The organism is Burkholderia humptydooensis (assembly GCF_001513745.1).
GTDB classification, from domain to species: Bacteria; Pseudomonadota; Gammaproteobacteria; order Burkholderiales; family Burkholderiaceae; genus Burkholderia; species Burkholderia humptydooensis.
Genome location: NZ_CP013380.1, coordinates 491403 through 516422 on the forward strand (window position 1 = coordinate 491403; position 25020 = coordinate 516422).

General features: G+C 63.8%; 15 protein-coding genes and 2 pseudogenes. 10 read left to right on the forward strand and 7 right to left on the reverse strand.

Annotation, left to right across the window (positions count from 1 at the left end):
• Positions 1–14: 14 nt before the first annotated feature.
• The 3 genes from AQ610_RS02320 (at position 15) to gabP (ending at position 4162) form a co-directional block, all read left to right on the forward strand.
• Positions 15–998 (forward strand): glycerophosphodiester phosphodiesterase family protein, encoded by a 984-nt coding sequence (locus AQ610_RS02320; protein WP_006029431.1) that lies wholly within the window; start codon positions 15–17, stop codon positions 996–998.
• 124 nt (positions 999–1122) lie between these two features.
• A complete protein-coding gene (locus AQ610_RS02325) occupies positions 1123–2400 on the forward strand; it encodes an MFS transporter (RefSeq protein ID WP_006029432.1) in 1278 nt (425 codons plus the stop codon).
• Positions 2401–2758: 358 nt separating this feature from the next.
• Positions 2759–4162 (forward strand): GABA permease, encoded by a 1404-nt coding sequence (gabP, locus tag AQ610_RS02330; protein ID WP_009913713.1) that lies wholly within the window; start codon positions 2759–2761, stop codon positions 4160–4162.
• Between the two features lie 86 nt (positions 4163–4248).
• On the opposite strand, the gene AQ610_RS02335 is transcribed toward gabP, so the two are convergent.
• Both AQ610_RS02335 and AQ610_RS02340 read right to left on the reverse strand, forming a co-directional pair.
• Complete coding sequence (locus AQ610_RS02335) at positions 4249–5082, reverse strand: AraC family transcriptional regulator (protein WP_015602381.1); 834 nt, start codon at positions 5080–5082, stop codon at positions 4249–4251.
• A gap of 13 nt (positions 5083–5095) precedes the next feature.
• A complete protein-coding gene (locus AQ610_RS02340; protein ID WP_006029436.1) occupies positions 5096–5599 on the reverse strand; it encodes a NuoB/complex I 20 kDa subunit family protein in 504 nt (167 codons plus the stop codon).
• Between the two features lie 512 nt (positions 5600–6111).
• On the opposite strand from AQ610_RS02340, the gene AQ610_RS02345 reads away from it, so the two are divergent.
• The 7 genes and pseudogenes from AQ610_RS02345 to AQ610_RS02375 form a co-directional block, all read left to right on the forward strand.
• Positions 6112–7266: an STY4528 family pathogenicity island replication protein gene (locus AQ610_RS02345; RefSeq protein WP_009916279.1), complete on the forward strand. Its 1155-nt coding sequence runs from the start codon at positions 6112–6114 to the stop codon at positions 7264–7266.
• An 804-nt stretch (positions 7267–8070) separates the two neighbouring features.
• A pseudogene (locus tag AQ610_RS02350) lies at positions 8071–8430 on the forward strand (phage integrase N-terminal domain-containing protein); the annotation flags it as partial.
• Positions 8431–8465: 35 nt separating this feature from the next.
• Complete coding sequence (tnpA, locus tag AQ610_RS02355) at positions 8466–8909, forward strand: IS66-like element accessory protein TnpA (protein ID WP_231748938.1); 444 nt, start codon at positions 8466–8468, stop codon at positions 8907–8909.
• The gene (gene tnpB, locus AQ610_RS02360; RefSeq protein ID WP_045554722.1) at positions 8906–9238 is read left to right on the forward strand and encodes an IS66 family insertion sequence element accessory protein TnpB; all 333 of its coding nucleotides are present in this window, start codon (positions 8906–8908) and stop codon (positions 9236–9238) included. The genes tnpA and tnpB overlap by 4 nt, the downstream gene beginning before the upstream one ends.
• Before the next feature lie 446 nt (positions 9239–9684).
• Entirely contained in the window at positions 9685–11049 is a 1365-nt protein-coding gene (ltrA, locus tag AQ610_RS02365; protein WP_082262311.1) for a group II intron reverse transcriptase/maturase, read from the forward strand.
• Between the two features lie 143 nt (positions 11050–11192).
• The gene (gene tnpC / locus AQ610_RS02370; RefSeq protein WP_006029855.1) at positions 11193–12746 is read left to right on the forward strand and encodes an IS66 family transposase; all 1554 of its coding nucleotides are present in this window, start codon (positions 11193–11195) and stop codon (positions 12744–12746) included.
• Between the two features lie 95 nt (positions 12747–12841).
• Positions 12842–13333, forward strand: a pseudogene (locus AQ610_RS02375) (integrase domain-containing protein); the annotation flags it as partial.
• 20 nt (positions 13334–13353) lie between these two features.
• Here the strand turns inward: AQ610_RS02375 and AQ610_RS02380 are convergent.
• From AQ610_RS02380 to AQ610_RS02400, 5 genes are all read right to left on the reverse strand, one after another.
• Positions 13354–13980, reverse strand: coding sequence for an HNH endonuclease (locus AQ610_RS02380; protein WP_144411912.1), 627 nt, complete (start codon positions 13978–13980; stop codon positions 13354–13356).
• 116 nt (positions 13981–14096) lie between these two features.
• Positions 14097–15134 carry an IS481 family transposase gene (locus AQ610_RS02385; RefSeq protein WP_009917513.1) on the reverse strand — a complete coding sequence of 346 codons (1038 nt, stop codon included), beginning with the start codon at positions 15132–15134 and terminating at the stop codon, positions 14097–14099.
• A 193-nt stretch (positions 15135–15327) separates the two neighbouring features.
• On the reverse strand, positions 15328–17259 hold the full coding sequence (locus AQ610_RS02390) for a chromosome segregation protein SMC (protein ID WP_231748939.1): 1932 nt from the start codon (positions 17257–17259) through the stop codon (positions 15328–15330).
• A 1-nt stretch (position 17260) separates the two neighbouring features.
• Positions 17261–22228 (reverse strand): Eco57I restriction-modification methylase domain-containing protein, encoded by a 4968-nt coding sequence (locus AQ610_RS02395; RefSeq protein WP_043283404.1) that lies wholly within the window; start codon positions 22226–22228, stop codon positions 17261–17263.
• On the reverse strand, positions 22225–25020 hold the full coding sequence (locus AQ610_RS02400; protein WP_006029818.1) for a DUF8741 domain-containing protein: 2796 nt from the start codon (positions 25018–25020) through the stop codon (positions 22225–22227). Before AQ610_RS02400 ends, AQ610_RS02395 begins: the two co-directional genes overlap by 4 nt.

A 25020-nucleotide genomic window follows, 5' to 3' on the forward strand; every position in this document is an offset into this window, starting at 1 on the left:
GAGGAACGAAACAGATGAATCGACTGATCGACATCATCGGACGGCGGGCGGCACTCGCGGGCGTCGCGCTCGGGCTTGCCGCCTGTGCGGGCGGCGGCCCGGTCGGCGAAGCGCCGGCGACGCTGCCGCGCATCGTCGCGCATCGCGGCGGCGCGGCCGACGCGCCGGAGAACACGCTCGACGCGATTCGCGCGGCGATCGCCAATCGCGCGGACGCGATCTGGCTGACCGTTCAACTGAGCCGCGACGGCGTCCCGGTGCTGTACCGGCCCGCCGATCTGTCGGCGCTCACGCAGTCGAGCGGCCCGGTTGCCGGCTACACGGCCGCGCAGCTCGCGCGGATGAACGCCGGCTGGCATTTCCGCGACGCGAGCGGGCAGTATCCGTATCGCACGCGCGCCGCCGGCATCCCGACGCTGCGCGACGCGCTGCGCGCGATTCCGCCCGCGATGCCGATCGTGCTCGACATGAAGGCGGTGCCCGCCGCGCCGCAGGCGAAGGCCGTCGCGGACGTGCTGACGAGCGAGGCCGCATGGCCGCGCGTGACGATCTATTCGACCGACGCCGCTTATCAGGCCGCGTTCGCGTCGTATCCGCACGCGCGGCTCTTCGAATCGCGCGATGCGACGCGCGGGCGGCTCGTGAACGTGCTGCTCGGCGGCGCGTGCGAACGCGCGCCCGATGCGCCTAATGCGTCCTATGCGCCCGTATGGGCCGGCTTCGAAATGCATCGGAACTTGACGGTGAGCGAGCGCTTCACGCTAGGCGAAGGCGTATCGAGCGTGACGGCGACGCTGTGGACGCCCGCGACCGTCGCGTGCTTCAGGCGGCGCGCGAACGTGCGAATCCTCGCGATCGCGGTGAACGACGCCGACGATTACCGCGCGGCCGCGTGCCTCGGGCTCGACGCGGTGCTCGCGGATTCTCCGCGCAAGATGGCGGAAGTCGAGGCGGCGCTGCGCGCGCGGCCGTTGCGGTGCGACGCGGCGGCGCGATAGGCGGGCTGGTTGCCGAGCGATCGCGCGGTTCGTCATCATTTCACACGCGTAGTTCAACTATATCCGGGAGACGAGCCGCACGGCTCGACGCAGTGCCGGAACGGACCTGAGAGGACCCATCGTGATGAACCGCCCGCGCGCTTCGCGCGTCTTCTACGGCTGGTATGTGGTCGCCGCCGCCTTCGCCGTGACGTTCGTCGGCTTCGGCAGCGCATACACGTTCAGCGCGTTCGTCGAGCCTTTGCAGCGCGAATTCGCCGCTTCGCGCGGTGCGATCGCGCTCGTATTCTCGCTCGCCGGTTTTCTGTATTTCGGCTTCGGCGTCGTGAGCGGTCCGCTCGCGGATCGCTTCGGCTCGCGGCGGCTCGCGGTCGCCGGCATGCTGCTGACCGCGGCGGGGCTCGCCGCCGCAGGCGCCGCGCGCACGCTGCTTCAGGTCTACGTCGCGTATGGGCTCGGCGTCGGCTTCGGCGTCGGCTGCGCGTACGTGCCCGCCGTCGGCGCCGTGCAGCGCTGGTTCGTGCGCCGGCGCGGCTTCGCTTCGGGGCTCGCGGTGGCGGGAATCGGCGTCGGCACGCTCGCGATGCCGCCGCTCGCGTCCGCGCTGATCGCGCACGTCGGCTGGCGCGGCGCGTATTTCGCGCTCGCGGCGCTCGCGGCCGCATTCGGCGCGGGAATGTCGCTGCTGATCGAGAGCGATCCGCGCGGGCGCGGACTGCGGCCCGACGGCGATCCCGTTTCCGATGCGGCCGCGCCGGCGGCCGGGGTGACGGCTGCGCGCGCGGTGCGGGCGTCGATGCCGGCCGGTGCGACGGTCGGAGAAGCGATCCGGTCGCGCGCGTTCGCGAGCCTTTATGCGGCGTGCCTCGTCTGCTCGTTCGGCGTGTTCGTGCCGTTCGTGCATCTCGTTCCGTACGCGGTCGATCACGGCGTGAAGCCCGCGGCGGCCGTGCTGTTGCTCGGCGCGATCGGCGTCGGCAGCACGGCGGGCCGGTTCTTCCTCGGCGGCCTGGCCGACCGGCTCGGCCGCCGCGCGTCGCTGCTCGCGATGTTCGCCGGCATGGCGATCGCGCTCGTCGGGTGGGCGGGCGCGCGGGATTTCGCGGCGCTCGCCGCGTTCGCGCTCGTGTTCGGCGTGTTCTACGGCGGCTGGGTCGCGGTGCTGCCCGCCGTCGTGATGGACAGCTTCGGCGGGCGCAACGTGAGCGGGATCATCGGCGTGCTCTACACGAGCGTCGCGTTCGGCACGCTGATCGGTCCCGCCGCCGCGGGTTTCGTCTACGACGCGGGCGGCGGCTACCTGGTGCCGATTCTCGCGAGCGCCGCGGCGAATGCGATCGCGTTCGCGATCGTCACGGTCACGGGGCGCACGCCGGCGCTCGTTCGCGCGCCGGGCGAATAGGCGGGCCGCGCGACCGCGCCGAACAGGCCGCGCGCCGCGCCGCACGTTCGTCGATCCGGCAAGTGGTTCCATTGAAAATCGCGAATTGGTTCTTAGTCGCGAACCGTTTGATGCTTACACTGCTTCGCTTCGAAGGCGGCCGGTCACGATGCCGACGACAGGCGCGCCGCCATGCGCGGCGCATGGCGAACGCAGTCTCGCAGATCTCGCGTGGCGCGCTTGTCCGGATGGCCGCAGGCATGACGTCCGGCTGACGCGCGCCGCCCGTCGCGCCGTGCACGGTTCGATAACAACAAAGCCCCCGCGCCGCCTTCACGCGATGCCCGGTCACACCGGAACCGTTTTTTTGGAGGGAGACATGAAAGAAAGTCAGACAGGCCTCGGAACCGGCCTGAAGCAGCGTCACGTCACGATGCTGTCGATCGCGGGCGTGATCGGCGCCGGGTTGTTCGTCGGTTCGGGGCATGCGATCGCGGAGGCCGGGCCGGCCGCGCTGATCGCGTACGCGATCGCGGGGCTGCTCGTCGTGCTCGTGATGCGGATGCTCGGCGAGATGGCGGTGGCGCAGCCGGACAGCGGTTCGTTCTCGACCTATGCCGATCGCGCGATCGGCCATTGGGCGGGCTTCACGATCGGCTGGCTCTACTGGTGGTTCTGGGTGCTCGTGATCCCGATCGAGGCGACGGCCGCCGCGACGATCCTCAATGCGTGGTTTCCCGGCGTCGCGACGTGGATCTTCGCGCTCGGCATCACGTCGGTGCTCACGGTCACGAATCTTTTCTCGGTCAAGAATTACGGCGAATTCGAATTCTGGTTCGCGCTCATCAAGGTGGTCGCGATCGTCGTGTTCCTCGCGATCGGCGGCGCGGCGATCGCCGGCCTGCTGCCGGGCTCGAACGTGTCGGGCGCGGCGCGCCTCGTGAACGCGGGCGGCTTCATGCCGAACGGTGTCGGCGCGGTGCTCGCCGCGATGCTGACGACGATGTTCTCGTTCCTCGGCACCGAGATCGTCACGATCGCCGCGGCCGAATCCGAGCACCCGGAGCGCCAGATCGTCCGCGCGACGAACTCGGTGATCTGGCGGATCTCGCTGTTCTATCTCGGCTCGATCTTCGTCGTCGCGGCGATCGTGCCGTGGAACGACGCGCTCCTGCCCACGCACGGCTCGTATCAGCGCGCGATGGAGCTGATCGGCGTGCCGCACGCGAAGGCGATCATCGACGTGATCGTGCTGGTGTCGGTCGCGAGCTGCCTGAATTCGGCGCTCTATACGGCGTCGCGGATGATCTTCTCGCTGTCGACGCGCGGCGACGCGCCCGCGCGCTTGCGCCGTACCGACGCAAGCGGCACGCCGCGCGCGGCCGTGCTCGCGTCGACCGCGTTCGGCTTCATCACGGTGATCGCGAATTATGTGATGCCCGAACAGGTATTCGGCTTCCTGCTCGCGACATCGGGCGCGATCGCGCTGCTCGTCTATCTCGTGATCGCGATCTCGCAACTGCGGATGCGCTCGACGCTCGATGCGACGGGCGAGCGCCTGCCGCTGCGGATGTGGTGCTTCCCGTGGCTCACGTGGGCGGTGATCCTGTTCATCTGCGGCGTGCTCGTCGTGATGCTGCTGCGCGAGGATCACCGGATGGAGGTCGGCGCGACCGCGGTGCTCGCGCTCGCCGTCGTCGCCGCGTCGCGGATGAACCGGCGCGCGCGCGGCGGCGACGAGCCAACGCCCGCCGCCTCGCAGGTGTCCGCGAATCTGCGGTGACGCAACGCCGGCACGCGGGCGCTTCGGCCCGAAGGACGGCATCGAGCGGTGTGCGGCGATACCGGCGGCGGTCCGCCGAATGCGCGTCACGCGTCGAGCAGAATCCGCTTGTCCGCGTGCTCGTAGCGATACATCGCCATCGATGCTTGTGGCGCGTCGCGCACCGCGGCGGCGAGCTGTACGGGCGCCATGCCCGCGTAGCGCCGGAAGTCGCGCGTCATTTGCGCGTGGTCGTAATAGCCGCAGTCGATCGCCATGCCGCTCAGCGCGGGCAGCGAGAAATCGGCGGCGATCAGGCGCGACAGCGTGCGCGCGTAGCGCAGCAGCGAGCGCATGTCGCGTTGCGACGCGCCGAACGTGTCGACGAACAGGCGCTCGAGCTGGCGCGGGCCGCGGCCGAGCTGCGCGGCGAGCGCGTCGCGCGGCGCGTCCACGCATGCCGGCGGCAGCCGGATGCCGCCGCCGTCGCGTTCTTCGGCAACATGCGCCTGCATCGTCAGCCAGTCTTCCAGCGCCGCGACCGCACGGTCGAGCGTCGGCGCGCGGCGCACGCCGTCGACGAGCGCGCGCACCGCCGCGCGGGCAAACACGGCTTCGAGCGGCGATCCGTCGTCGTATGCGGCGGTCGCGCCGCGCGGCATCACGCGCCGGATCTGCCCCGGCCGGAACACGACGCTCACGTAAGTCGTTCCCGGCAGCAGCGTTGCCCAGACCGCGCTGCGCTGCGGGCGGCACATCAGCGTCTCCGTATGCGCGACGCCGCCCGGATGCACGCTCGCGCCGCTCGCGAACACCGTGATCGACGCGCTCGGCGTGGCTGGATACAGCATCGGGCCCGCGCGCGCGACTTCCACGAAATAGCAGTTCACGATGTCGCGCAGGCGTGGGTGAGGTGCGTGGAGTCGTCGATAGGCGGGCATGGATCGTCGTCGGTCAGGATCGCGCGAACAGTTTAGGCCGGCTGTGCGTGCTGCGCTCGGCGACTTTGCGCTGCAGTTGCATCAGCCCGTAGACGAGCGCCTCGGCGGTCGGCGGACAGCCGGGCACGTAGATGTCGACGGGCACGATGCGGTCGCAGCCGCGCACGACCGAATAGCTGTAGTGGTAATAGCCGCCGCCGTTCGCGCACGAGCCCATCGACACGACGTAGCGCGGCTCGGCCATCTGGTCGTAGACGCGGCGCATCGCGGGCGCCATCTTGTTGGTCAGCGTGCCGGCGACGATCATCAGGTCGCACTGGCGCGGCGACGCGCGCGGGATCATCCCGAAGCGGTCCATGTCGTAGCGCGCGCCCGCCGCGTGCATCATCTCGACCGCGCAGCATGCGAGGCCGAACGTCATGTACCAGAGACTGTTCTTCTGCGCGGCGGCCATCGCGGCGTCGAGCGTCGTGACGATGAAGCCGTCTTTTTCGAGAGTGAAGGGATGGTTCGCCATGCCGAGTGGAGTCGAAGAGCCGGTGTCGAACGCAGACTCTATACGCGCTTGCGTCGGGTGGCTTGTACGAATGCGACGCGCGGCGGCGGCGGGCCAGCGGGCATGATATGCCCGGGCGGCGGTTGAAATGCGGCGAAGAGGACGAACGGCTCGGGAGGAACGGCCCGGCGGGCGCGGGCGGCGGGCGATTGCATCCGCTGCCCGCGCCGCCGGGCGCTGCGGCTCAGACGTTGATCACACGTTTAAACGTTGATCCGTCGGCAAAGGCCCATAAACGCTAGGTTTCACGGGGAAAGCGCGTCACGGCCTTCGCGGGAATCGCTGGAAGTACCCCCAGTTGTACCCCCAAGGGGGTATCGGGATCATAGACCAGTCCTGATGACGATGCCAACACTGTTCCAGCCAAATCAAAACGGTTATGGCGCAGACCGCATTGTTGGCTGACGTCCGGGATGGCACGCGATGAGATGCAGGGGAACGGGCCGCTGTGGCCCATACCTTGGAGATATCTCATGGCAGACCGTCACACCCACCACAACCCGCAGGGGCAAGATGCCTTGTTCGCCACGCCGGCCTCGCTCATGCTCGATGCCCGCCTCACGCCGCTGGAGCGCAATGGCTGGCAGGTTTTGCGTATGCTGCGCTCTGCAGAGGGTATTAGCCCGCTGGCGAACTTAGGGCAGTTGCGTCGCTACCTCACCTCTACCCCGCTGGGGCAGCGGGCCGGGTACGAGACGGCCCGGCGTGTCCTCATCGTGCTTCGGCTTACGGGATGGATCAGCCTCGTAGGCCAGCACCGCGATCCTCTGACCGGCCATGTTCTCAGCGAGTTGTATCAGGTTCACGAAAGCGCCCTGGACTTCCAGCAGGCATGCACGCTTGACGGCAGTCTCGCGCAGCTTCTGCAAGCCTCCATCGGCCACGAAAACAATCAGGTGGATCGTGTCGCCCTGCACATCCAGGCAACGCTTGCGCAGGCACCCAAGGCGGCTCCTGCTGCTATCCACGAACAGCGCCGTGATGACGATGACCCACCGCCTACGCCGCCATTGCCAGTGAGCCAGAAGGCAGACCAAGTATTGGCATCCGGCGATTCCGCTAGCAACATGGCAGTTCCACAGCAGACCGAACATGCACGCCAGATGACGCCCGAGCAAGGCAGTACGTATAAGACGTATTTGTATAAAAAGGAACGTACGTACCGCACACGCGCGCATGAGGATGGCGATTCCGCATCACGGCCGGTGGCCTTGCCGCCCTGCCTGACCAACGTCCAAGCAGACCAGCAAAAAGACGTGCTGTCTGCTCTACGGAGGTTGCCGCCACAGCAGCGCCAAGACGTACTGGACGAATTGCAGGCCCGTAGCCAGAGCGGCACTGTGCGCAACGTCGTCGCCTACTTCTTCGCCCTGGTGAAGCGCGTGTTTGCAGGCGAGTTTCGCTTGTGGGCAGGCCGCAGGGAAGAGGTTCCCGCCCCCCAACCTGTCGCGAGCCAACCTGCGCTGCGTACCGAGGCCCGCCCGGAACCGCCCACGCAACCGGCATCGCGTGAAACTGCGCTGGCGCACATCGCCAACATCCGCCAGAGGCTGAACGCTCCGCTGAAAGCCGGAGACCTTGCTGCACGGGTGATGCAGGCCAAGGGATGGCGACCCCAGCCTGCCTAGGCACGCTCCACCTTCACCGTTAGTGGCCTGCGGACCTCACCAAAGTGTGCTGGATCGGCTTTGCAGACAAGCTGCCTGTGCAGGAGTGGCATGGCGCACCCATGCCGCTCCTGCACAGGCAGCCGACAAGGCGAAGGCCGCGTCAGCGCCGCAAGCAGAGGATATGCGCGCCTGCCGCACCCGTTGCACAACTAACGCTGCGAGACGGGCCGTCACTGCACACCGCAGTGACGGCCCCCCGGCCCCTGCGCGAAATATGGGCTTGGGCACGTTCCTATTGTTTGCGGCATGCGTGACGATGCCCATCTACACTGGGCCTGAACGACACCAAGACCGATGGGCTTAGTACATCGGCAACCCCAAAGACGCTGGTTCCTGCAAGCGTCACCCTATCCAGGGCGGAACCCTCCCCAGGCATGCCCAGGCTCTCCCGCATGCCGCTCCTACCCACGGAGCAGAGCTTTTTTGTTCCCGCGCTTCGGCGCTCGTCTGCTGTTCCTGCGCGCCCATGGCGCATGTTTCCTCGCGGTCTTTTTCTGAGCGCAATGCCCAGGGCCGTCCGCGCTCCATCCCACTCACTTTTACGCAGGAGGTTTTTGTCACTGCCATTGGCTTTGTTTTGTCCCGCAGTACCTCCCGCCCAGCCTTCCTCCAGGAAGCACGGCGGGCGCCTCAGCTGAGGCAATGGGTGAACTGAGCACCCGGCCCTTGTCCTTCGGGAGTCTCGCCCTGGCGAGTCGGCAACAACACTTACCGATGTACCACTCAGCCTTGCCATCTCGTCACCTGAACAGGAGAAATGCGATGGATGATTTGACCTATACGCTGCGCCAGCTTTGCCAGCGCAACCGCGACGGCAGCCACGCCACCCAGGCCGACCGGCTTCGTGCCCTGACGCTGGTTAGCCGCCAACTGCGCGAGGCCGGTTTTAGGCAAATGCGCGCCGGCTCGCTCAAGGGCAAGCACGTCGATACCTTGGTGGAGCGCTGGCAGGCCGAGGGCCTGTCCACCGGTACCCTGAAAAACCGCATGGCTCATCTGCGCTGGTGGGCCGAGAAGGTAGGCAAGGCCGGCATCATTCCCGCCGACAATGCCCGCCTCGGCATCCCTGAGCGGCAGCATGTGACCAACGCCGACAAGTCAAAGACGCTGGGGGATGCACTGTAAGCACCTCGCGACGACCATCCTAGACGGCACCGATGCTCGACCTCAAAGTGATGTCCATCATTTTCGATTTGATGGACATCACTGTGACGGAATCGGAAGCCAAGCCGGGTAGCCGCAAGGGACGCCCGAACCATGATCCGGAGTTTCGGCGCCGACTGGCGGCCGCAGCCTGTGAGCCCGGCGTGTCGGTCGCGAAGCTGGCGCGGGAGAATGGCATCAACGCCAACATGCTGTTCACTTGGCGGAGCCGTTATCGCGCGCAATTGCAGGCCGAATCGACGTCGCTGATTCCCGTGTCGGTGGTTCATGAGAGGCCGCCGGCGCGTGTGGCCATGCCGCCAGAAGCGTCCGGCGTCAGCCATCCGACGCCGCGAACCGGGACGATCGAGATTCGGATCGGCGGCGTAGTCGTCAAGGTCGACGGCGTCGTTGACGCCGAGACGCTGCGGGCCGTACTGGGGAGCTTGCGATCGTGATTGCGCTGCCCACGGGTACACGCGTCTGGCTGGTGGTGGGCGTCACTGACATGCGCTGCGGGTTCCAGGGGCTGGCGGCGAAGGTGCAGACGGCGCTCGAGGAGAATCCGCTGGGCGGCAACGTGTTCATCTTCCGCGGTCGTCGCGGCGATCTTGTGAAGGTTCTGTGGGCGAGCGATGACGGGCTCTGGCTTCTCGCGAAGCGGCTTGAGCGTGGCCGTTTCGTCTGGCCCCAGGCTGATGGTGGCAAGGTTCATCTGACGGCGGCACAACTGTCGATGTTGCTCGAAGGCATCGATTGGGTGCGACGGGAGACCGTCAAGAGATAGAAGGTGAAAGTCCTTTGCGATGAAGAACTAGCGAATCACATCGACCCCGAGTCATGCGGGGGCACTCGCGAGAGTGTCACCGAAGCGTTGACAGGGGCGCACGTAGGCCAGCCATTGAGCGACGAAAGACTTCCCAATCGGAGTGCTGATGCTTTCCAGTCAGCAGAAGGCAATACGTCCCACCGCGATATCGCGAGCGGTGGGCGGCTCCGCGTCGTCGGTAGACCCTGGCATGCGTGTACGTCTCTTGAGCGGGAACCGCGAGGTCTCCAGACCGCCCTCGCCAGCCGGGCGATGGGCCGCATGGTGAAGGCTGGGAGCCGTAGACCATGATGCACGGTCCGGAGAAGTCAGACTCGCTCGTAGTACCAGGGAAACCGGCGAACAAAGCGGCGTCAGCCGCAGCGGAGCTGGGGGAGGGAAGGAGCGGGACCGAAGGGAATGCGATGATGCAAAGCATGGTCCGGACGCAGAGCTGGGAAGCCGTGTCACAGGCGCAGAGTCGCATACGGGAAGCTGTCAACAGAAACGGGAAGGAGAAACTGACAGCGCTCCTGCATCACATTGACGTTGACGTCCTGCGTGCGGGCTTCCTGTCGTTGAAGAAGAGCGCATCAGCGGGCGTTGACCAGATGACGTGGGGAATGTACGAGGCAGCACTGGAAGAGAATCTCCAGCGGCTGCATCAGCGGCTCCACGCAGGAGCGTATCGGGCGTTGCCTTCGCGGCGGGTGTACATCCCCAAGGCAGATGGCAAACAACGGCCACTCGGCATCGCCGCCATGGAGGATAAAATCGTTCAGGCGGCGACGGTCATGATCCTCACGCCGATATACGAGGCGGAGTTTCTGGGTTTCAGTTATGGGTTCCGGCCCGGGCGCAGCCAGCATGATGCGTTGGACGCGCTCGCGTACGGAATCAAGGGGCGCAACATCTGGTGGATTCTCGACGCCGATATCAGTCGCTTCTTCGACACGATCAACCACGAATGGCTGGTCAAGTTTATGGAGCACCGTATTGGCGACCGACGAATCATCCGCCTGATCCAGAAATGGCTGAAGGCGGGCGTGCTGGAGCAAGGCGCGCGGATCGATACATCTCAGGGAACGCCGCAGGGAGCCGTGATATCACCCCTGCTTGCGAATATTTACCTGCACTATGTGTACGATCTGTGGGTTCAGGCATGGCGGAAACGTCATGCAGACGCTGACATGATTGTTGTCCGCTACGCGGACGACACCATTGTTGGTTTCCAGTATGTATCAGATGCACACGCATTTCTGGGTGAGTTGCGAGACCGACTGGCGAAGTTTGGGCTGAGTCTGCATCCAGAGAAGACGCGATTGATCGCGTTTGGGCGCTTCGTTGCCGAACGGCGCGCGGCGCAAGGGCTCTCGAAGCCCGAGACCTTCGACTTCCTCGGCTTCACGCACATTTGCGGGAAGAAGCGAGGGGGCAAAGGCTTCCAGCTCTGGAGAAAGACGAAGCGCAAGCGTAAGACCGAGACGGTCAAGCGAATCGCGACAGAACTGCGGCACATGAGGTCAAGTCCTATCGACGAGCAAGGCCGGTGGCTGGCTCAGGTACTGCGGGGGCATTACGCCTACTTTGCGGTGCCGACCAACCTTCAGGCTGTTCGTGCTGTTCGCCACCTGGTCAAGATTCGCTGGTATCTCAGCCTTCTGAGGCGGAGCCAGCGCCGGCGGCTTACGTGGCGTCGCATGAACGTGATCGTTGAGAAGTACCTGCCCATGCCACGCGTCCTGCACCCATGGCCGGAACAACGCTTCCTCGTCAAACACCGACGGTAGGAGCCGGATGCCTTAATTGGGCACGTCCGGATCTGTGCGGGGGGGCGTCCCGAAAGGGACGTCCCTACCGCGATCGGCAGCCGCGCCGTACCGCGGCACTGTCGATGTTGTAAACCGCGAGGAAGGCTCGTAAACTGCGCCGCATGTCGAACGGCGCCGAACTTCCTGACGATGTTGAAACGCTGCGGGCCTTGCTCCTGGAGGCCCGTGCTCAGCTTGCCGAACGCGATCTCGAGATCGAGCAGTTGAAGGCGCAGATCGACAAGCTCAAGCGCATGCAGTTCGGGCGCAAGTCCGAGCAACTGGATCGGGAGATAGCGCGGCTCGAAACCGCGCTCGAGGATCTGACGGGCGAGCGTGGTGTTGCCGATGTGCGGCGCGCCCGCCAATCGAGCGCGGGCACGCCTGTCGGCGATGCGTCGCCGAAAGAAGCGTTGCCGCCGCATCTGCCACGCGAAGCACGCGTGCTGGACGCTGACGCGATTTGCCCGAAGTGCGGCAGCGCCATGCAACCGCTCGGAGAAGATGTGTCCGAGCAGCTCGCTCGCGTCGCGGCGATGTTCAAGGTGATTCGCACGATTCGGCGCAAGACGGTCTGTTCGTGCGACAACCACTTCTCGCAGCCGCCCATGCCCGGCCTGCCGATCACGCGCAGCATCGCCCATCCGAGCCTGCTGGCCGACATCCTCGTCGCGAAGTACGCGGACCACACGCCGTTGTACCGGCAGTCGCAGATTGCCGCGCGCGACGGCGTGAAGCTCGACCCGGCCAGCATGGGCCGCTGGGTCGGCCAGTGCGAGGCGCTTTGCGAACCGCTGACCGAGGCGCTGCGCCGCTACACGATGGCAACGTCGAAGCTGCATGCGGACGACACGCCGATCCCGGTGCTCGCGCCGGGCAACAAGAGGACGAAGACTGGGCGACTCTGGGTGTACGTGCGCGATGACAGCCGTTCGGGCTCGACGGAACCGGCTGCGGTGTGGTTCGCCTACTCGCCTGACCGCAAAGGCATCCATCCCCAGACCCATCTCGCCGGATTCGAGGGCATCCTGCAGGCCGACGCCTATGGCGGCTTCAACGAGTTGTACGAGAGCGGCAAGATCCGTGAGGCGGCATGCTGGGACCATGCGAGACGGTACATCTACGAGGTTCACGACCGCACGCCGACCGACGCGACCCGACAGGTACTCGAATTGATCGGCGAACTCTACGGCATCGAGGCAGACATCCGTGGCCAACCTGCCGCTGAACGGCTGCGCGTGCGGCGGGAGAAAAGCGCGCCGCTGCTCGTGATCATCAAGACGTGGATGACGGACAAGCTTGCCACGCTGTCGAAGAAATCCGAGCTGGCCAAAGCGATCCGCTACTCGCTCAACCAATGGGATGCGCTCGTGCTGTACTGCGAAGAAGGCCGCGCCGAGATCAGCAACGCCCTGGCCGAAAACGCGCTGCGCTGCGTGAGTCTGGGTCGCAAGAACTTCCTGTTCGCCGGCTCCGATAGCGGCGGCGAGCGGGCTGCGGCGATGTATGGTCTGATCGGGACGTGCAAGCTCAACGGGATCAACCCGCGTGCCTACCTCGAATATGTCCTGACCCATATCGCTGACCATCCGATTAACCGCATCGATGCACTGCTGCCCTGGAACGTGGCCGGGAAACTGCCTCGGCAGGCCGACTCATTGACTGCCTGTCAGTGAGACCTCGGTAGCCCGATTCCCGATCATCCCTCACGCAGGCATCGCGTTGCGAACGGCCGTCGCGAGGCGCTTACGATGCACTCGACGGCTTGCGCGATGCGCATGTGCGGATGAGCCTGCAATTGCAGCAGGCTTTCGGGCTGCGGCGGGAAGAGTCCATCAAGTTCCAGCCCGTCTATGCCGACCGGGGCGACCATATCGCGCTCAAGGGGAGTTGGACCAAGGGCGGGTGCGAGCGTACCGTGCCGATCACGACGGCCGAGCAGCGGCGCGTGCTCGATCTGGCGCACCAACTGGCCGGCGCGGGCTCGCTGATCCCGGCGCACAAGAACTACATTCAGCAGCGCCACACCTACGACGGGCAATGCAAGGCGGCGGGCCTGAGCAACATGCACGGTCTGCGGCATCGGTACGCGCAGGATCGCTATGAAGCGCTGACGGGCTGGAAGGCTCCGGCCGCAGGCGGGCCTGCAGCTCGGTCCCCGACGCCGGCGCAGCGCACGCTAGACACGCAGGCGCGGCAGGCCATCAGCCGCGAGTTGGGACACGAGAGGACGCAGATTACCAGCGTGTACTGTGGAAGGTAGGCTGCGGCGTTAAATGCCAGTTACAGCTTGGCAACATTCCTGCGGTGAAAACTTAGATACTCGATATGTCCGGGCAGAATGAAACGCAAACGCGTAAAGCTGTCCAGGTGCAGAATCTGCTGCGCGTCCCGTGACAGCGACGACGAGATCAGCAGCCCCCCGTCGTCGCCAAATGTGATCAGGCCTTGGTCGAACAACGCATCGTAGTGAACGGTCAATAGCAAGCCGTTGAACGGATCGAGCTTTTCGCTATTGTCAGCCAACGACCAGGGTTTGGCATGGCTGGCCCGCAGCAGAGAGAGTGGCAAGTCACAGCCCGACAGTGCGCAACGTCCATCCCATAGTTCCAGCAAGGCTTCACGAAAGACGTCCTGCCCTATGCGTTGGCGTACTTCGTCGGTACGCTCCGTAGTCGGGATCGCAGCCAGTCGCGTTTCCATCTTGGCAGACAAGACCGAGGCCGGGTGCGTTTGCAAGGAATGGAGAACGCGTAGCACGTCATAAAGTTGAGGGGCATCTGCAGCCAGACCTGCACTGGCCATACCGCGTGGTAGCTGCTGTGTTACGGGCATCAGGCCGATACGAGCTATAGCGTTGGGTTCCGGCGCCGCGAACAAGACCCCCTGTTCAGATACACGCACTGCCACACGAATGGGAGTTCCACTGATTCCAGCCAGAAACCAGCCGTCTTCGGCTGTGGAGAGTAAATTGTATTAGCCGGGACTCGATCTGACAGGTAGTCGGACCGACAAAGAACGAGTCATCAATGGGGGATGAGTTTCTCCTTGGCGAGATCGAGCGAATCGAGGAAAGTGCGCATCGGTGTCTTGCCGTAACACCATCGCCCCTGATGCTCTCGTTCATTGTTGTACTGGTCGAGCCACGCATCAAGGTCCGTCTGCAAGGTGGCGATCGAATCGTAGATCTTCTTGCGAAAGGCGATGCGATAGAACTCGTTGAGCATAGTCTTGTGCAGCCGCTCGACGATCCCGTTGGTTTGCGGCGACTTGGCTTTGGTCCGGGTATGGTCGATGTCTTCCAAGGCCAGATACAGCTCGTATTCGTGATGCTCGGGGTTGCCGCAGTATTCAGTGCCGCGGTCTGTCAGCACGCGTAGCAGTGGAATGCCGAAGCCGTCGAAGAACGGGACAACACGATCGTTGAGTAGGTCAGCCGCCGGCAAAGGTGTCTTGCGATCGTAGAGCTTGGCGAACGCAACCTTCGAGTAGGTATCGACGAAAGTCTGCTGGTAGACACGGCCGACGCCCTTGAGGCAGCCGACATAGAACGTATCCTGCGCGCCGCAGTAGCCCGGACATTCGGACTCGAATTCGCCGTGCACTTCCTTCTCGTGCTTGGCGCGTTCGAGCGCGATGAGCTGGGCCTCGGTCAGCACCAACCCCTCTTGGGCGGATTTGGCCTCCAAGGCCTTCAGGCGCTTCGGCATGGTCTCCAGATCGTGGCGCAACCAGATGCTACGGACGCCTTGGGGAGAGACGGACAGGGCATGCCGTTTGAGGACCTCGTTGGCGATACGCACCTGACCGTAGGCCGGCAATTCGAGGGCCAGTTCGACAACGGCGGCCTCGACCTGTGGGTCAACGCGGTTCTTGAGTAGCGGCCGGTGGTGGGAAATCTCCTGCAGCGCAGCTTCGCCGCCCCGATCGTACAGTTCCTTAAATCGGTAGAAGCTGTCGCGCGAGTAACCCATCACGCGACAGGCCTGGCTGACGTTGCCGAGTTGCCGGGCCAACTCGAGTATGCCGACCTTGGCGCGAATTACCTTCTGCTCCTGAGTCATGGTGGACTCCTTGCTGTTCGCGGCGCGCATTGCCGCTACGGGCTACGCCCTCTGCGCCAATGCGCGCCAGCACGAAAAACCAACCACTGTCAGATTTAGTCTAGTCCACCGCAAGTAAATCGTAGCCGCTGTCGGTCAAGGCTTTCACGACAAGGGTAGGCAGCTTCATTTCGCATGGACTCATGCTTGCCCCTCAAAGATCTCGTTTCAAGAGACGGGCAGAAGCAGGAGAGCCCCGCAGTTGTATGGCGACCCAAGGCGCCTGTGCGTATGCTTGTGGCGGTGGCGTTGTTGTCGTTACGATGTACTGAAACAGGGGAGCTGACCCGAGCCCCTCCAGTTCATGCACAAGATGAAACAGGCCGTGGTACAGCGCGAGCCCCAAATCGGCTTCTCGCGGGCTGTCATGAAGCAGAAAAGCCGGGAGTCTGGTGTCACCTTCGATGCTCATGCATAGGGTCGCGAGATCGAAGGCCACGACCTTCAGCGAGTCGATGGCCGATGTCGAACGATCTCCGCCCATCTGGACAATCAGGCTCAGCCCGTTTCCGGTCAATCGGATTTCGCCACTGGCTTCAGGTCCGACCAGACGCCTGATGATCGGGTCGAACTTCTGGGCAAGCTTCGAGAAAGCCGTTGCATTCTGGTTTTGCAGTGCTCCGATTCGCTCCCGTGCTTGCTCAATGTCGGTCTGGTGCCTGTCCAGGCGGGCTTCGGCAGATTGTTGCTGTTCGAGTAGCGCGGCCAAGCGCTCGACGTCGTCCACTGCCTTGCGCGCGGCATACCACGTCCCATCGCGTTGCTCGCGAAGTTTCAGCAGATTCTGGTAGCGCTGCTCCTTGCGCGCCGCATCCTGTTTTGCTAATGCCAATCCAGGCCGCAACTGTTTCAGTAGGGATTGGGCAGATTCGAGGCGCCCTTGTTCATCCTTGAGCGTTTTCCTACCGCTCTCCAACCGGGCCTTGCAGGCCTCCAGATCTGGAACCTTATGTGACAACCCGCATTGGCTCGCCAGCACGCGGTCAATCGGCACCTCGCAGATGGGACAGGGATAATTCTCTGCTTCCTTGAGTGAGTAGACCAAGGTTGGATGTTCGCCCTTGATCGCGGATATCGCGCGCTCGATGGCAGGTATCACAGCCTCTTGTTTTCCGATATCAGCCTGGATTCTTGCCACCTCCGCCTGGGCGCTTTCGTGCGCCTGCCGCACGGAATCAATATCCGGAGTTGCGCCCGAACTGTTGGACGGAGTTTCCGCTGCCAACCGTTCCTGCGCCGCCCGACGCAGAATTTCGACGCCCAGAGCGCCTTGCGCAAGTTCATCGTCTGTGACGCCAAGCACTTCCAGAAGCTGCTTTCTGAGCTTGCGGATTTCCCAGGCGCGATGGCCTATTTCCTGCTCCTGGCTTCGACTTGACTCGCTCATGGCAGCAATGTCGACACGTAGCGTCTGCTCGGATGGATCGATGGCGTTCAACAGGGCGCGCAGTGCTTCCAGTCTCTCGGTTCGGTTCAGTCCACGCGCCGGCGATTCCGAGTCGGATAGCGAGGATCGCCATTCAAGGACATGGTCGAATCTGCATTCCTGGTCCCTGCTCAACAGCGCCAAGGCAATCTGCCAAGCCTGATGCCCTTCTTTTTTGCCAGAGATCAGATCCCTGACGCCTGGTGTCAGGAGATTCTCTTCGATGGCGTTGAGCAGTGGAGACAGGCTCGTGGCCTGCATTTCGCTGAGGACAAGCTCGTCGAGATTGCCGCCCGATACGGCGAAGTGCCGCCTCCGGATGCCCAATGGCCGAAGAACGGCCCAACAGGTGCCATCCAGCACGACCTCCATTCCAACCCATCCGTTGGGAAATGCAGAACCGATTCCGTCCCGTTGATCTTCGGGAGCAAACTTGTCCTCGCCCAGGCAATAGCGCAGCAGCCTGCAGAACAAGGTCTTGCCTCCACCATGGCCGATGCCATTGTCGTCCGGCGTCCAGACGATATTCAGGCCTGGGCGTAATGAGACATCCCGCAAAGGCTGCTCTCCAGGCTTTTCCCATATCACCAGCCGCTTCACCCATAGACGTGGCTCATGCATCTGTGCCGGCGGAGTGATGCATAGCTGTTGCTGGAACATGTCAGGCTGCGGTTTCAATCCATCCCCCTATCTCGTCAGGCAACTCACGAATGACACGATCGAAGTCCTGTCCTCGCGCTTGCAGGAAAGCAAGAACCATCCGGGCGCGCCCTTCGGCCCATTCGGCAGCAGGAACATCCAGTTCGGCACCTTTGGCCCAAGTTCCCGCCGCCAGATCTTCAACCAGGTAGCCATTGCTTCGCAGGAAACGCACAGCTCTGCCCCAAGCCTGATTTGCACGCGGTGTGAAGCTCAACACCGCTCCGGAGAGCGGCCTGGCTTCTTCGCCTATCAGACGTTGCCAATCCAGAGCATCCTGCGCGTCCAGCAAAGGCGTCATCAGCCTGGGCTCAAGCGCCAAGACGGCAGCAAGGCGTACATGGCACACTGGCCATGGGGCTTCCGCAGCCTTGAGCAAGGCGGCCAGGGCCACCCCCGTCTCAGCGACTTCATCCTGTTGTGGTCGTGTCAAGAATCCATCAGGCAGGGATGCGCGGTCTACGACGTGCCGAACCATGACTTCACCCTGAACAGGCAATGCGTCTTCTACCTGGATACCCCGCTTGAAGGCTTCCAACACCAGATGCTGGGTTCGGTACTGCACGTAGTCGCGACGGGTTTCGCCATCGACACTGGCCAATCGAAGGGGCGTAGCTGACGACTCCTCCCTGTACTCCCCGAGATCCCGCAGCTCATTATTTCGGAGTACGCGGAAGGTTTCGCTAGGGTAGTCTTCGCCGGCCACGTCGGCGGGATCGAGGATGTAGCGCAGTTCTTCCCCGGTGAGACCGTAGAGCCTGGCGTAGTAAGCATCGAGTTCGGCACGCAGATGGGCACGGCGTTCGGGGCGCCAAGGGAAGGGTGAGCCGGTATAGCCAAGGTCGGCAGCCCAGTCAGCCAAGTCGTGGGCGGTGTAGGTCAGTTCCAGTACGCGCGGGACGATAAAGGCCAGATCGGCTTCGGTGTAGCTATCGGGAGGCAACACAGGAAGCTGCTTGGTGTAGCCATAGGTGAGATGTGTTCCCCCGACTTTTTGCCGCGCAACGTAATCGAGGACGAGCGAATTCAAGCATCCAAGCAACGCCGCTTGTTTCTTGGGCGATTCTGGTGATAGCCACAATGGCATGGTGTGCCCTACGCCAGCCCGCGGAATCACCGAAGCGATTACGGTGCGCTCGTCCGTGGCACGGCAAATATCCCGCCAGCCCACCAACCAGCGAGGACTGCGGCGATCCATCCAGGTGTCGAGTTCGGTATGCAGGGCGTTGTCGCGGGTATCTGCGGCGGTTAGCGCGGCGATACCTTGCAGAATCGCGAGTTCGCGGTCGGTGAGCGGCAGGCTGTTGTCCTGCTGTGCCCATTTCACAAATTCAGTGATGGCCTTTTTGCCGGTGATTCCGTTGTCGCGCAGAGCCGCAGCGCAGGCAGGGTAATTGCTGACCAAGGTATGTTCCACACGCGGGGTGGTATGCAGTTTCCAGGCATCGTTGTAGCTACCGTCAGGATTGACAGAGCCGGCGTCACGTCGGAAGAGTTCGCCGGTGATCCACTGGGCCAGCGCCAGCCACAGGGCATCCAGTGCACTGCGCCGCTCGCTTGGAGAGCCAGCCTGGTGCCCGGCCAACCAAGCTTTGCTGACGGCGCGAGGGACGCGAGCGATGCGAGCCAGCACTTCACACTGCTCGACCCAATAGCGCGGGCGCAGGGTGAAGCCCGCATCGGCTTTTTGCGCCTTGCTCAAGCCCACCGTGGCCAAATCATCCTTACGGGAGGGATCGCCCACGTAGCTGACCCAGCGATGGTCGAACTGGTGGATCATCTTGGCTTCGTACAGGGGCAAGCGATCCGGTGAATCATCGTCTCGGAACAAACGGCTGTCATTGGACATATGGAACATGGTTTGGAAGCGCATACCCCAGGGGTTGGCTTCCGGTTCCACAATATCGCCGTTTTCGTCCACGTGCGCTTCGCGAATCAACACCGGCGCCATGCGATAGAGTTTTTTCGTCAGTTCCGCGTCGCGTTGGCTGCGAAACACCGGGCAGGTACTGGTGTTGGGATTGATCTGGGCGAACTCCTGCGGGCTCAGGGTGAAGTGGCGGTGGGAATCGGCTAAGTGGCTAACCTGAGTGGCAAAGCAGACAAATCGCGCAGCGTCCGCTTTGCCCAGAGTCATTAGGCAGAATTTGTAACTGCGATGCACGCCGGGGAACACCCCTTCGACGTTCTCAAAGTCGAACAGGCTGACCAGTCGCCCAGATTGGCTGATAGTGGAGAAGAACGCCTTGGTGGAATCGTCGGTAGCGATGCCAGTGGGCACGATCAGCCCCGTGCGCCCCTGCTGCCCCACCAGTTGCGCGAAGGTCTCGGCAAACAGCGCATATGTGTTGACGTCGCCGACACCGGTCATAGGATAGCGTCCTCCCTCGCTGCGCTTGACGTGAACGAAGGCGCTGGTGGCCTCAGCGGTGCGGCGGGTAGTGATGAACTCTTGGTACATGCGACGTTCGCTTTCGCACGCCAGTTCAGAGCGATGCCCATTCGGATCCAAATTGCTGGCCAACGTTCCTTCACTCAGCCACTGGATGCGTTGACTGCGTTCGGCCTTGTTCCTAGCGTTGGCGATATCGCCGTGGCGGTTGGCGAAGAACTCCTCTTCTTGCAACTTGATGCGTTCCCACGGCGGGTTGCCCAGCATCACGCTGAACCCACCATGTTCGGCGATGTGAGGGAAGGCTATCCACCAGTGCAGCACCCGAGCCTGAGCACAAGCGGCCCGAGCAACCGTTTCCGCGTCGGCCAAAGTTGGCTCCACTTCGTTGTTGGCCACCGCCCATAGGTGGCGCGAAGTGGGCAGCAGGCAGTCGCCAGTCTTGGACAGTAGGAAGGCGCCCATATACAGGTCGGCCAGACGGGCAAGGCGGCTCCGCCGGGCGGCTGCGCGGGCCTGCTGCCAGCGAGCCTGCTTGGCGGCTACCTGGCCCAGGTCGTCGTCGGTCAGTTGCTCCAGTGCACCGGTGCGGGCAGCCAGTTGTTCCTCACGAAACAGATCGCCGCTTTGCAGAGCACGCTGCCAGCTTTCCCGTTCCCGCTTGTTCTGTTTTTTCAGGACACTGGTCAGGGTCTTGTCGTCGCCGCTCAAGGGAGTGAAGGCGGCATCCGGGAGGCCCAGGTCGAGCGTGGCTGGGTCGAGGATGCCGAGCAGGGCATCGCCGCATTGCAGGTGGTGATCGAGAAAGCCCAAGGGCTTGTCGGGCGTCATGGCTTCCAGCCACAGGGACATGCGCGCCAGTTCCAGCGCAAGCGGGTTCAAATCCACGCCGTAGATGCAGTGGCCAATGACGTCGCGCAGCGCCTGACGGTAGTCGTCGCCGCTGGGCGTGCCTTGAGCGCGCAATTGCGCCAGGTGGTTGGCCAATCGCCTTGCAGCGGCGAGCAGGAAGTGGCCGCTACCGCAGGCCGGATCACAAACGGTAATGGACAGGAGTGCGGCCTGCGGATCGCTGGCACCCGCTATGCGCTGGCGGATGACCGGCTCCAGCGCGGAGTTCAGCAATTCCTGTACCAGAGGGTCGGGCGTGTAGTAACTGCCGCTGGTCTTGCGGGCATTGCCCTGGCTTTGCTCGGCATTGGCAAAGCGGAACACACGGCCATCCTGGGCGACCTGGGGCACCAGTTCCAGCAGGCTTTCATAGACGCTCCCCAGTTCTTCCGGCCCCATGTCACGCCAGTTGATGCGGGTGAGACTACTGCCATCAGGTATCCAGGCCAGCCGGTGAGTCGCGGCCAGCAGGGCACTGTTGTTCAGGTCTGCGTGATCCAAATCAGGGCATTGATCGATCGCGAACAAACCGCCCAGTGCCGGCAGCGCCAGCAGCGGCTGCCCACTGGCCAGCCCTGCAAAAACTGGTTTGAGTCCCTGCCAGAGGTCGGTATGGCGATCCCAGCTACGGCGGCGGCGGGTGCGTTCGCGCAGGCGACGCAGGCTGTAGCCGTCCTGATACAGACGAATGGCTTCGGGGGCGGCTTGATCCGGGTGCAGCAGACCACGCTCCTCAATGGTCAGCAGGAAGATGAGCCGGTAGACCAGGCGCAGTAGTTGCTGGAAGTAGTCGTCGGGCGTGAGTTCGCCGCTCGCCAGGCGCTGACGCAAGGCGCCATTGGCGGCTTCGGACAGGAAGCCTTGACCCAGGGTCTGGAGCGCGTCCTCCACACCGACACGCAGTTTTTCGCGGGCACGGGTGCCCTGCTCCCGGCTGGCGGCGTACCAGGCTTCCAATGCGCATTGCTGCGGCAGTTGTTGGCCTTGGCCGAAGCGACTGGCGTGGATCAGCAGCCACAACAGTGAGAAGTCAGCGAAACGCTGCTCGGTAAAGATGCGATCCAGATCGGCTTCGATCCAGGCCGGGCGGGTCAGGCTGGCATTGTCGCGCGCCAACCGCAGCGACAATCCATTGCTCGCGATGCCCCACAACGCGGTGTTGGCCGCATTGAGGTAGTCCTGCAACAAGCCGAAGGCGCTGCGCTGGCGCCCGCCATCTCCAAAGCTGCGATCGCGCTCTTCCAGGCGCTGGTGGTAGGGAGCGACCACCAGCGGCAACCGTCCATCGCAAGCGGTGGCCGTGAGTGGATAGCTGCGCTCATCCAGAATTTGCGGCTCGATGCCTGCAACGATATCGGTGACGCCGAGCACTTCGCGCAGCAGTTGAGTGACGAAGCGTTGTGTCAATGCATGGGCGTTGCTCGCACCCGCGCGGGCGGCGGCGAAATCGTTCCAGTGCGCCTCTGCGATACGCCAGTAGCGCCCCAGTTCATCGCGCAGATTCAGGCCCTTTGGAACGCCATAGTCCGTGGGGGCCTGGTGTGCGACCTGCAGGGCGGCCACCTTGGCCAGCCACTCCGCCGGCAGCAGTCCGCCTTCGATGGCGATCGCATCGAACTGCAGCACAGCATCCTTGCGACGGCTCATACAGCACCTCCAGGCATCAGGACATAGGCGGCAATGACGTCCACCGGCTTGAGTGCGCGGACTTCATAGCGGCCCCGTGCATCGGCGGCTTCGCGCACGCGCCGGTGATCTGCCAGCAGTCTTTCGGCCTGGGTATCGGCGAGGCGTTGCAGTTGCTCCTGGCGCTGCTGCAGCGTCTCCAGCAGGTTGTGCATTTCGCGCCGACGCACCACGTCCGGCAGATTGCCTTGGGCTGGCGCCTCCAGCCAGGCAAGCAATTGATCACCATGAATTTCAACTGGATCGGTACGGCCTTGCCAGGCCACGGGCAGGGCCTCTTCGACCAGCAAGGTATGGTTACGGCCATCGCGGACGGTGCTGATCTGGTGCCGCAGGCGTAGCAACAGCACCGAGGTGACGCTCTGCACCGCCTGGCTGCGCCAGACGCCGATCCGGCCCAGCGTGGCCAGTTGCTGGCCGTCATGGGTTTTCCCCGCCAAGGAACGCTCCAGCAGTTCGTCGGCCAGGGTAGCGATCAACGGGTGGCTGCGGTGGATGAAACGGCAGCGCGGCGCAGGGGGCTGGTTGAAGTCGATGCGCAAATCGCCATCCACGCCTTCGGCTGCCAGCCGCTCCCGCAGCGTTGCGGGCAAGGCGCTGATGGGCGCGGCGGTTCCACGGGCGCGCGGCGACAATCCCGCCCCCAGACGCGCCATGGCTTGGGTGGTAAAACGCTTGACGTCTTCGCCGCTGCCAAGCACGGCACGCATGCGCTCCCATTCCGGCAGTATGTCAGCAGGCCGCAAGCGGCGCTGGGCGAATACGGTGCGGTTCTTCTTAGCTTTTTCGGCCAGGCCGGTCCAGCGGACGTCGAGTGCCCGGCTTTCCTCGTAGTCATCGAAATCAAAGGAGCGTTGCGGGCCGCCTGCACGTTCGCTGCGCAGCATCACGGCCTTCATCAGCGCCTGGGTGAGGGTGTGGTCGTCGTCGGGCAGTGGCACTGGCACGCCCAGTTCCTGACGGATCTTTTCCGCCTTGCGCAAGATAACCTGCAGTACGGCACCATCCACCGGGTTATTGGCGCCATAGATCAGGGTGGCGCGCACCCTGGGGCTGGTCTGGCCGAAACGATCAACCCGGCCTTCACGCTGCTCGTGGCGCGTGGGGTTCCAGGACAGGTCGTAATGGACGACGGCATCGAGGTTTTCCTGCAGGTTGATGCCTTCGGACAGGCAGTCAGTGGCAATCAGCAGGCGACGCTCGGCTTCGCCCAGGGCATCGACACGACGCTCCCGCTCTTCGGCCGGGAATTCACCCGTCACCACTTCCACGGTGACACCGCGGAATCTGCCTGTCAGATGGTTATGCAGGTAGCGGGCGGTGGCGATGTAGCGGCAGAACACCACGGGATTGAAGCCATCGTCGATAAGCTGCTTAAGGTGGCTGCCGAGCAGACGCAGTTTGGGATCGCTCTCTTCACCGGCCAGTGTTTCGGCCTTGTTCAACAGGTCGAGCAGGGCAGGATCGCCGGTGTCAGCGGCTGGCACCACATCGTCTTCGCTGAGCGCATCTTCCGCGCCATCGAACAGCGGGCCGAGGATATCTTCAGGCGCCTGTTCCACCTGTTCGGCCAGCAAGCGGGTGCGCAGCGCCTGTACGGCCGCGGCCGGGCTGCTGGCGACGCAGCGCATCAAGGCCAGGGTGCCCCAGAAGCTGAGTCGCTGACTCCGCTCGTCCCCACCCGCGCGTTGTACCACTTCACGACAGTAGTCGAGCACGTCCTGAAAGAAGTTTTCCCACGGGCCTCCAAGGCGATAGGTCAGCTCGGCAGTTTCGCGCCGGGGGAAGATGCTGCCGTCCTGCCATTCGTCGATGTCGGGGCGCCGCCGCTGCACGAAGTGCAACGCCAACTGATCGCGCAGCCTTTCCTTGGTATCGCCGCTGGCGGTCGCCAGCGCAGCGAACCCCGGTTTCAGCAGCCCCAGCAAGCTGTAGAACGTATCCTGGTCGCCGCTGTGAGGGGTGGCGGTGAGCAGAACCAGGTGGCGCGCGTTGTTGGCTGCCAGCGCACGCAACAACTCGAAGCGCAGTTGCCGAGCTTGGCCCGCGCTGACGCAGGTGTGTGCTTCGTCGACGATAACGAACTCCGGGCAGGCACGGATGAAGTCGTGACGATGGCGCTCGGACTTGATGTAGTCGAGACTGACGACGGTGACTGGGTGCACCTGGAACAACGATTCACCGACCGGGATGCCGCGCTCCAATCGGGCTGCACTGGTCGCGGTGACAGCTACCGCGTGCAGGTGAAAGCGGTCGTTGAGTTCGCGCAGCCACTGTTCGACAAGGTGCGGCGGACACAAGATGGCCATACGCTGGATCTCGCCGCGATCCTGCAGCTCGCGCGCGATCAGGGCGGCCTCGATGGTCTTGCCGATCCCCACGTCGTCGGCGATCAGCAGGCGCACCGGATCAAGACGCAACGCCATCAACAGCGGCACCAGTTGATAGGTACGCGGCTCTACCGCGATGTTGCCGAAGCTGCGGAAAGGACCGGCTCCGCGACGCAATGCCAAGCGCAGCGAATCGGAGAGCAGGATGGCTTCGCCCTGACTGCCCTCCAGCGAGGGATCGGGTGGCGGGAAGTGAGCGGATTCGATGCTGGGTTCCAGGTCAATGTGGATCAGTGCGCCGTCCTCTTCATTGCCGGACAAGGGCCGCAAACGCAACAATGGGGGAACGCTGCCGGGCTGCACGATCCATTCGCGCCCGCGCGCATGTATCAGGGAGCCCGGGGTGTATTGAGGAATAGACAT

Excerpts from the sequence above, each read along its gene's own strand:
- AQ610_RS02320 (WP_006029431.1), top strand. The coding sequence starts at position 15 with ATGAATCGACTGATCGACATCATCGGACGGCGGGCGGCACTCGCGGGC.
- AQ610_RS02325 (WP_006029432.1), top strand. The coding sequence starts at position 1,123 with ATGAACCGCCCGCGCGCTTCGCGCGTCTTCTACGGCTGGTATGTGGTC.
- gabP (WP_009913713.1), top strand. The coding sequence starts at position 2,759 with ATGAAAGAAAGTCAGACAGGCCTCGGAACCGGCCTGAAGCAGCGTCAC.
- AQ610_RS02335 (WP_015602381.1), bottom strand. The coding sequence starts at position 5,082 with ATGCCCGCCTATCGACGACTCCACGCACCTCACCCACGCCTGCGCGAC.
- AQ610_RS02340 (WP_006029436.1), bottom strand. The coding sequence starts at position 5,599 with ATGGCGAACCATCCCTTCACTCTCGAAAAAGACGGCTTCATCGTCACG.
- AQ610_RS02345 (WP_009916279.1), top strand. The coding sequence starts at position 6,112 with ATGGCAGACCGTCACACCCACCACAACCCGCAGGGGCAAGATGCCTTG.
- tnpA (WP_231748938.1), top strand. The coding sequence starts at position 8,466 with ATGCTCGACCTCAAAGTGATGTCCATCATTTTCGATTTGATGGACATC.
- ltrA (WP_082262311.1), top strand. The coding sequence starts at position 9,685 with ATGATGCAAAGCATGGTCCGGACGCAGAGCTGGGAAGCCGTGTCACAG.
- tnpC (WP_006029855.1), top strand. The coding sequence starts at position 11,193 with ATGTCGAACGGCGCCGAACTTCCTGACGATGTTGAAACGCTGCGGGCC.
- AQ610_RS02385 (WP_009917513.1), bottom strand. The coding sequence starts at position 15,134 with ATGACTCAGGAGCAGAAGGTAATTCGCGCCAAGGTCGGCATACTCGAG.
- AQ610_RS02390 (WP_231748939.1), bottom strand. The coding sequence starts at position 17,259 with ATGTTCCAGCAACAGCTATGCATCACTCCGCCGGCACAGATGCATGAG.
- AQ610_RS02395 (WP_043283404.1), bottom strand. The coding sequence starts at position 22,228 with ATGAGCCGTCGCAAGGATGCTGTGCTGCAGTTCGATGCGATCGCCATC.
- AQ610_RS02400 (WP_006029818.1), bottom strand. The coding sequence starts at position 25,020 with ATGTCTATTCCTCAATACACCCCGGGCTCCCTGATACATGCGCGCGGG.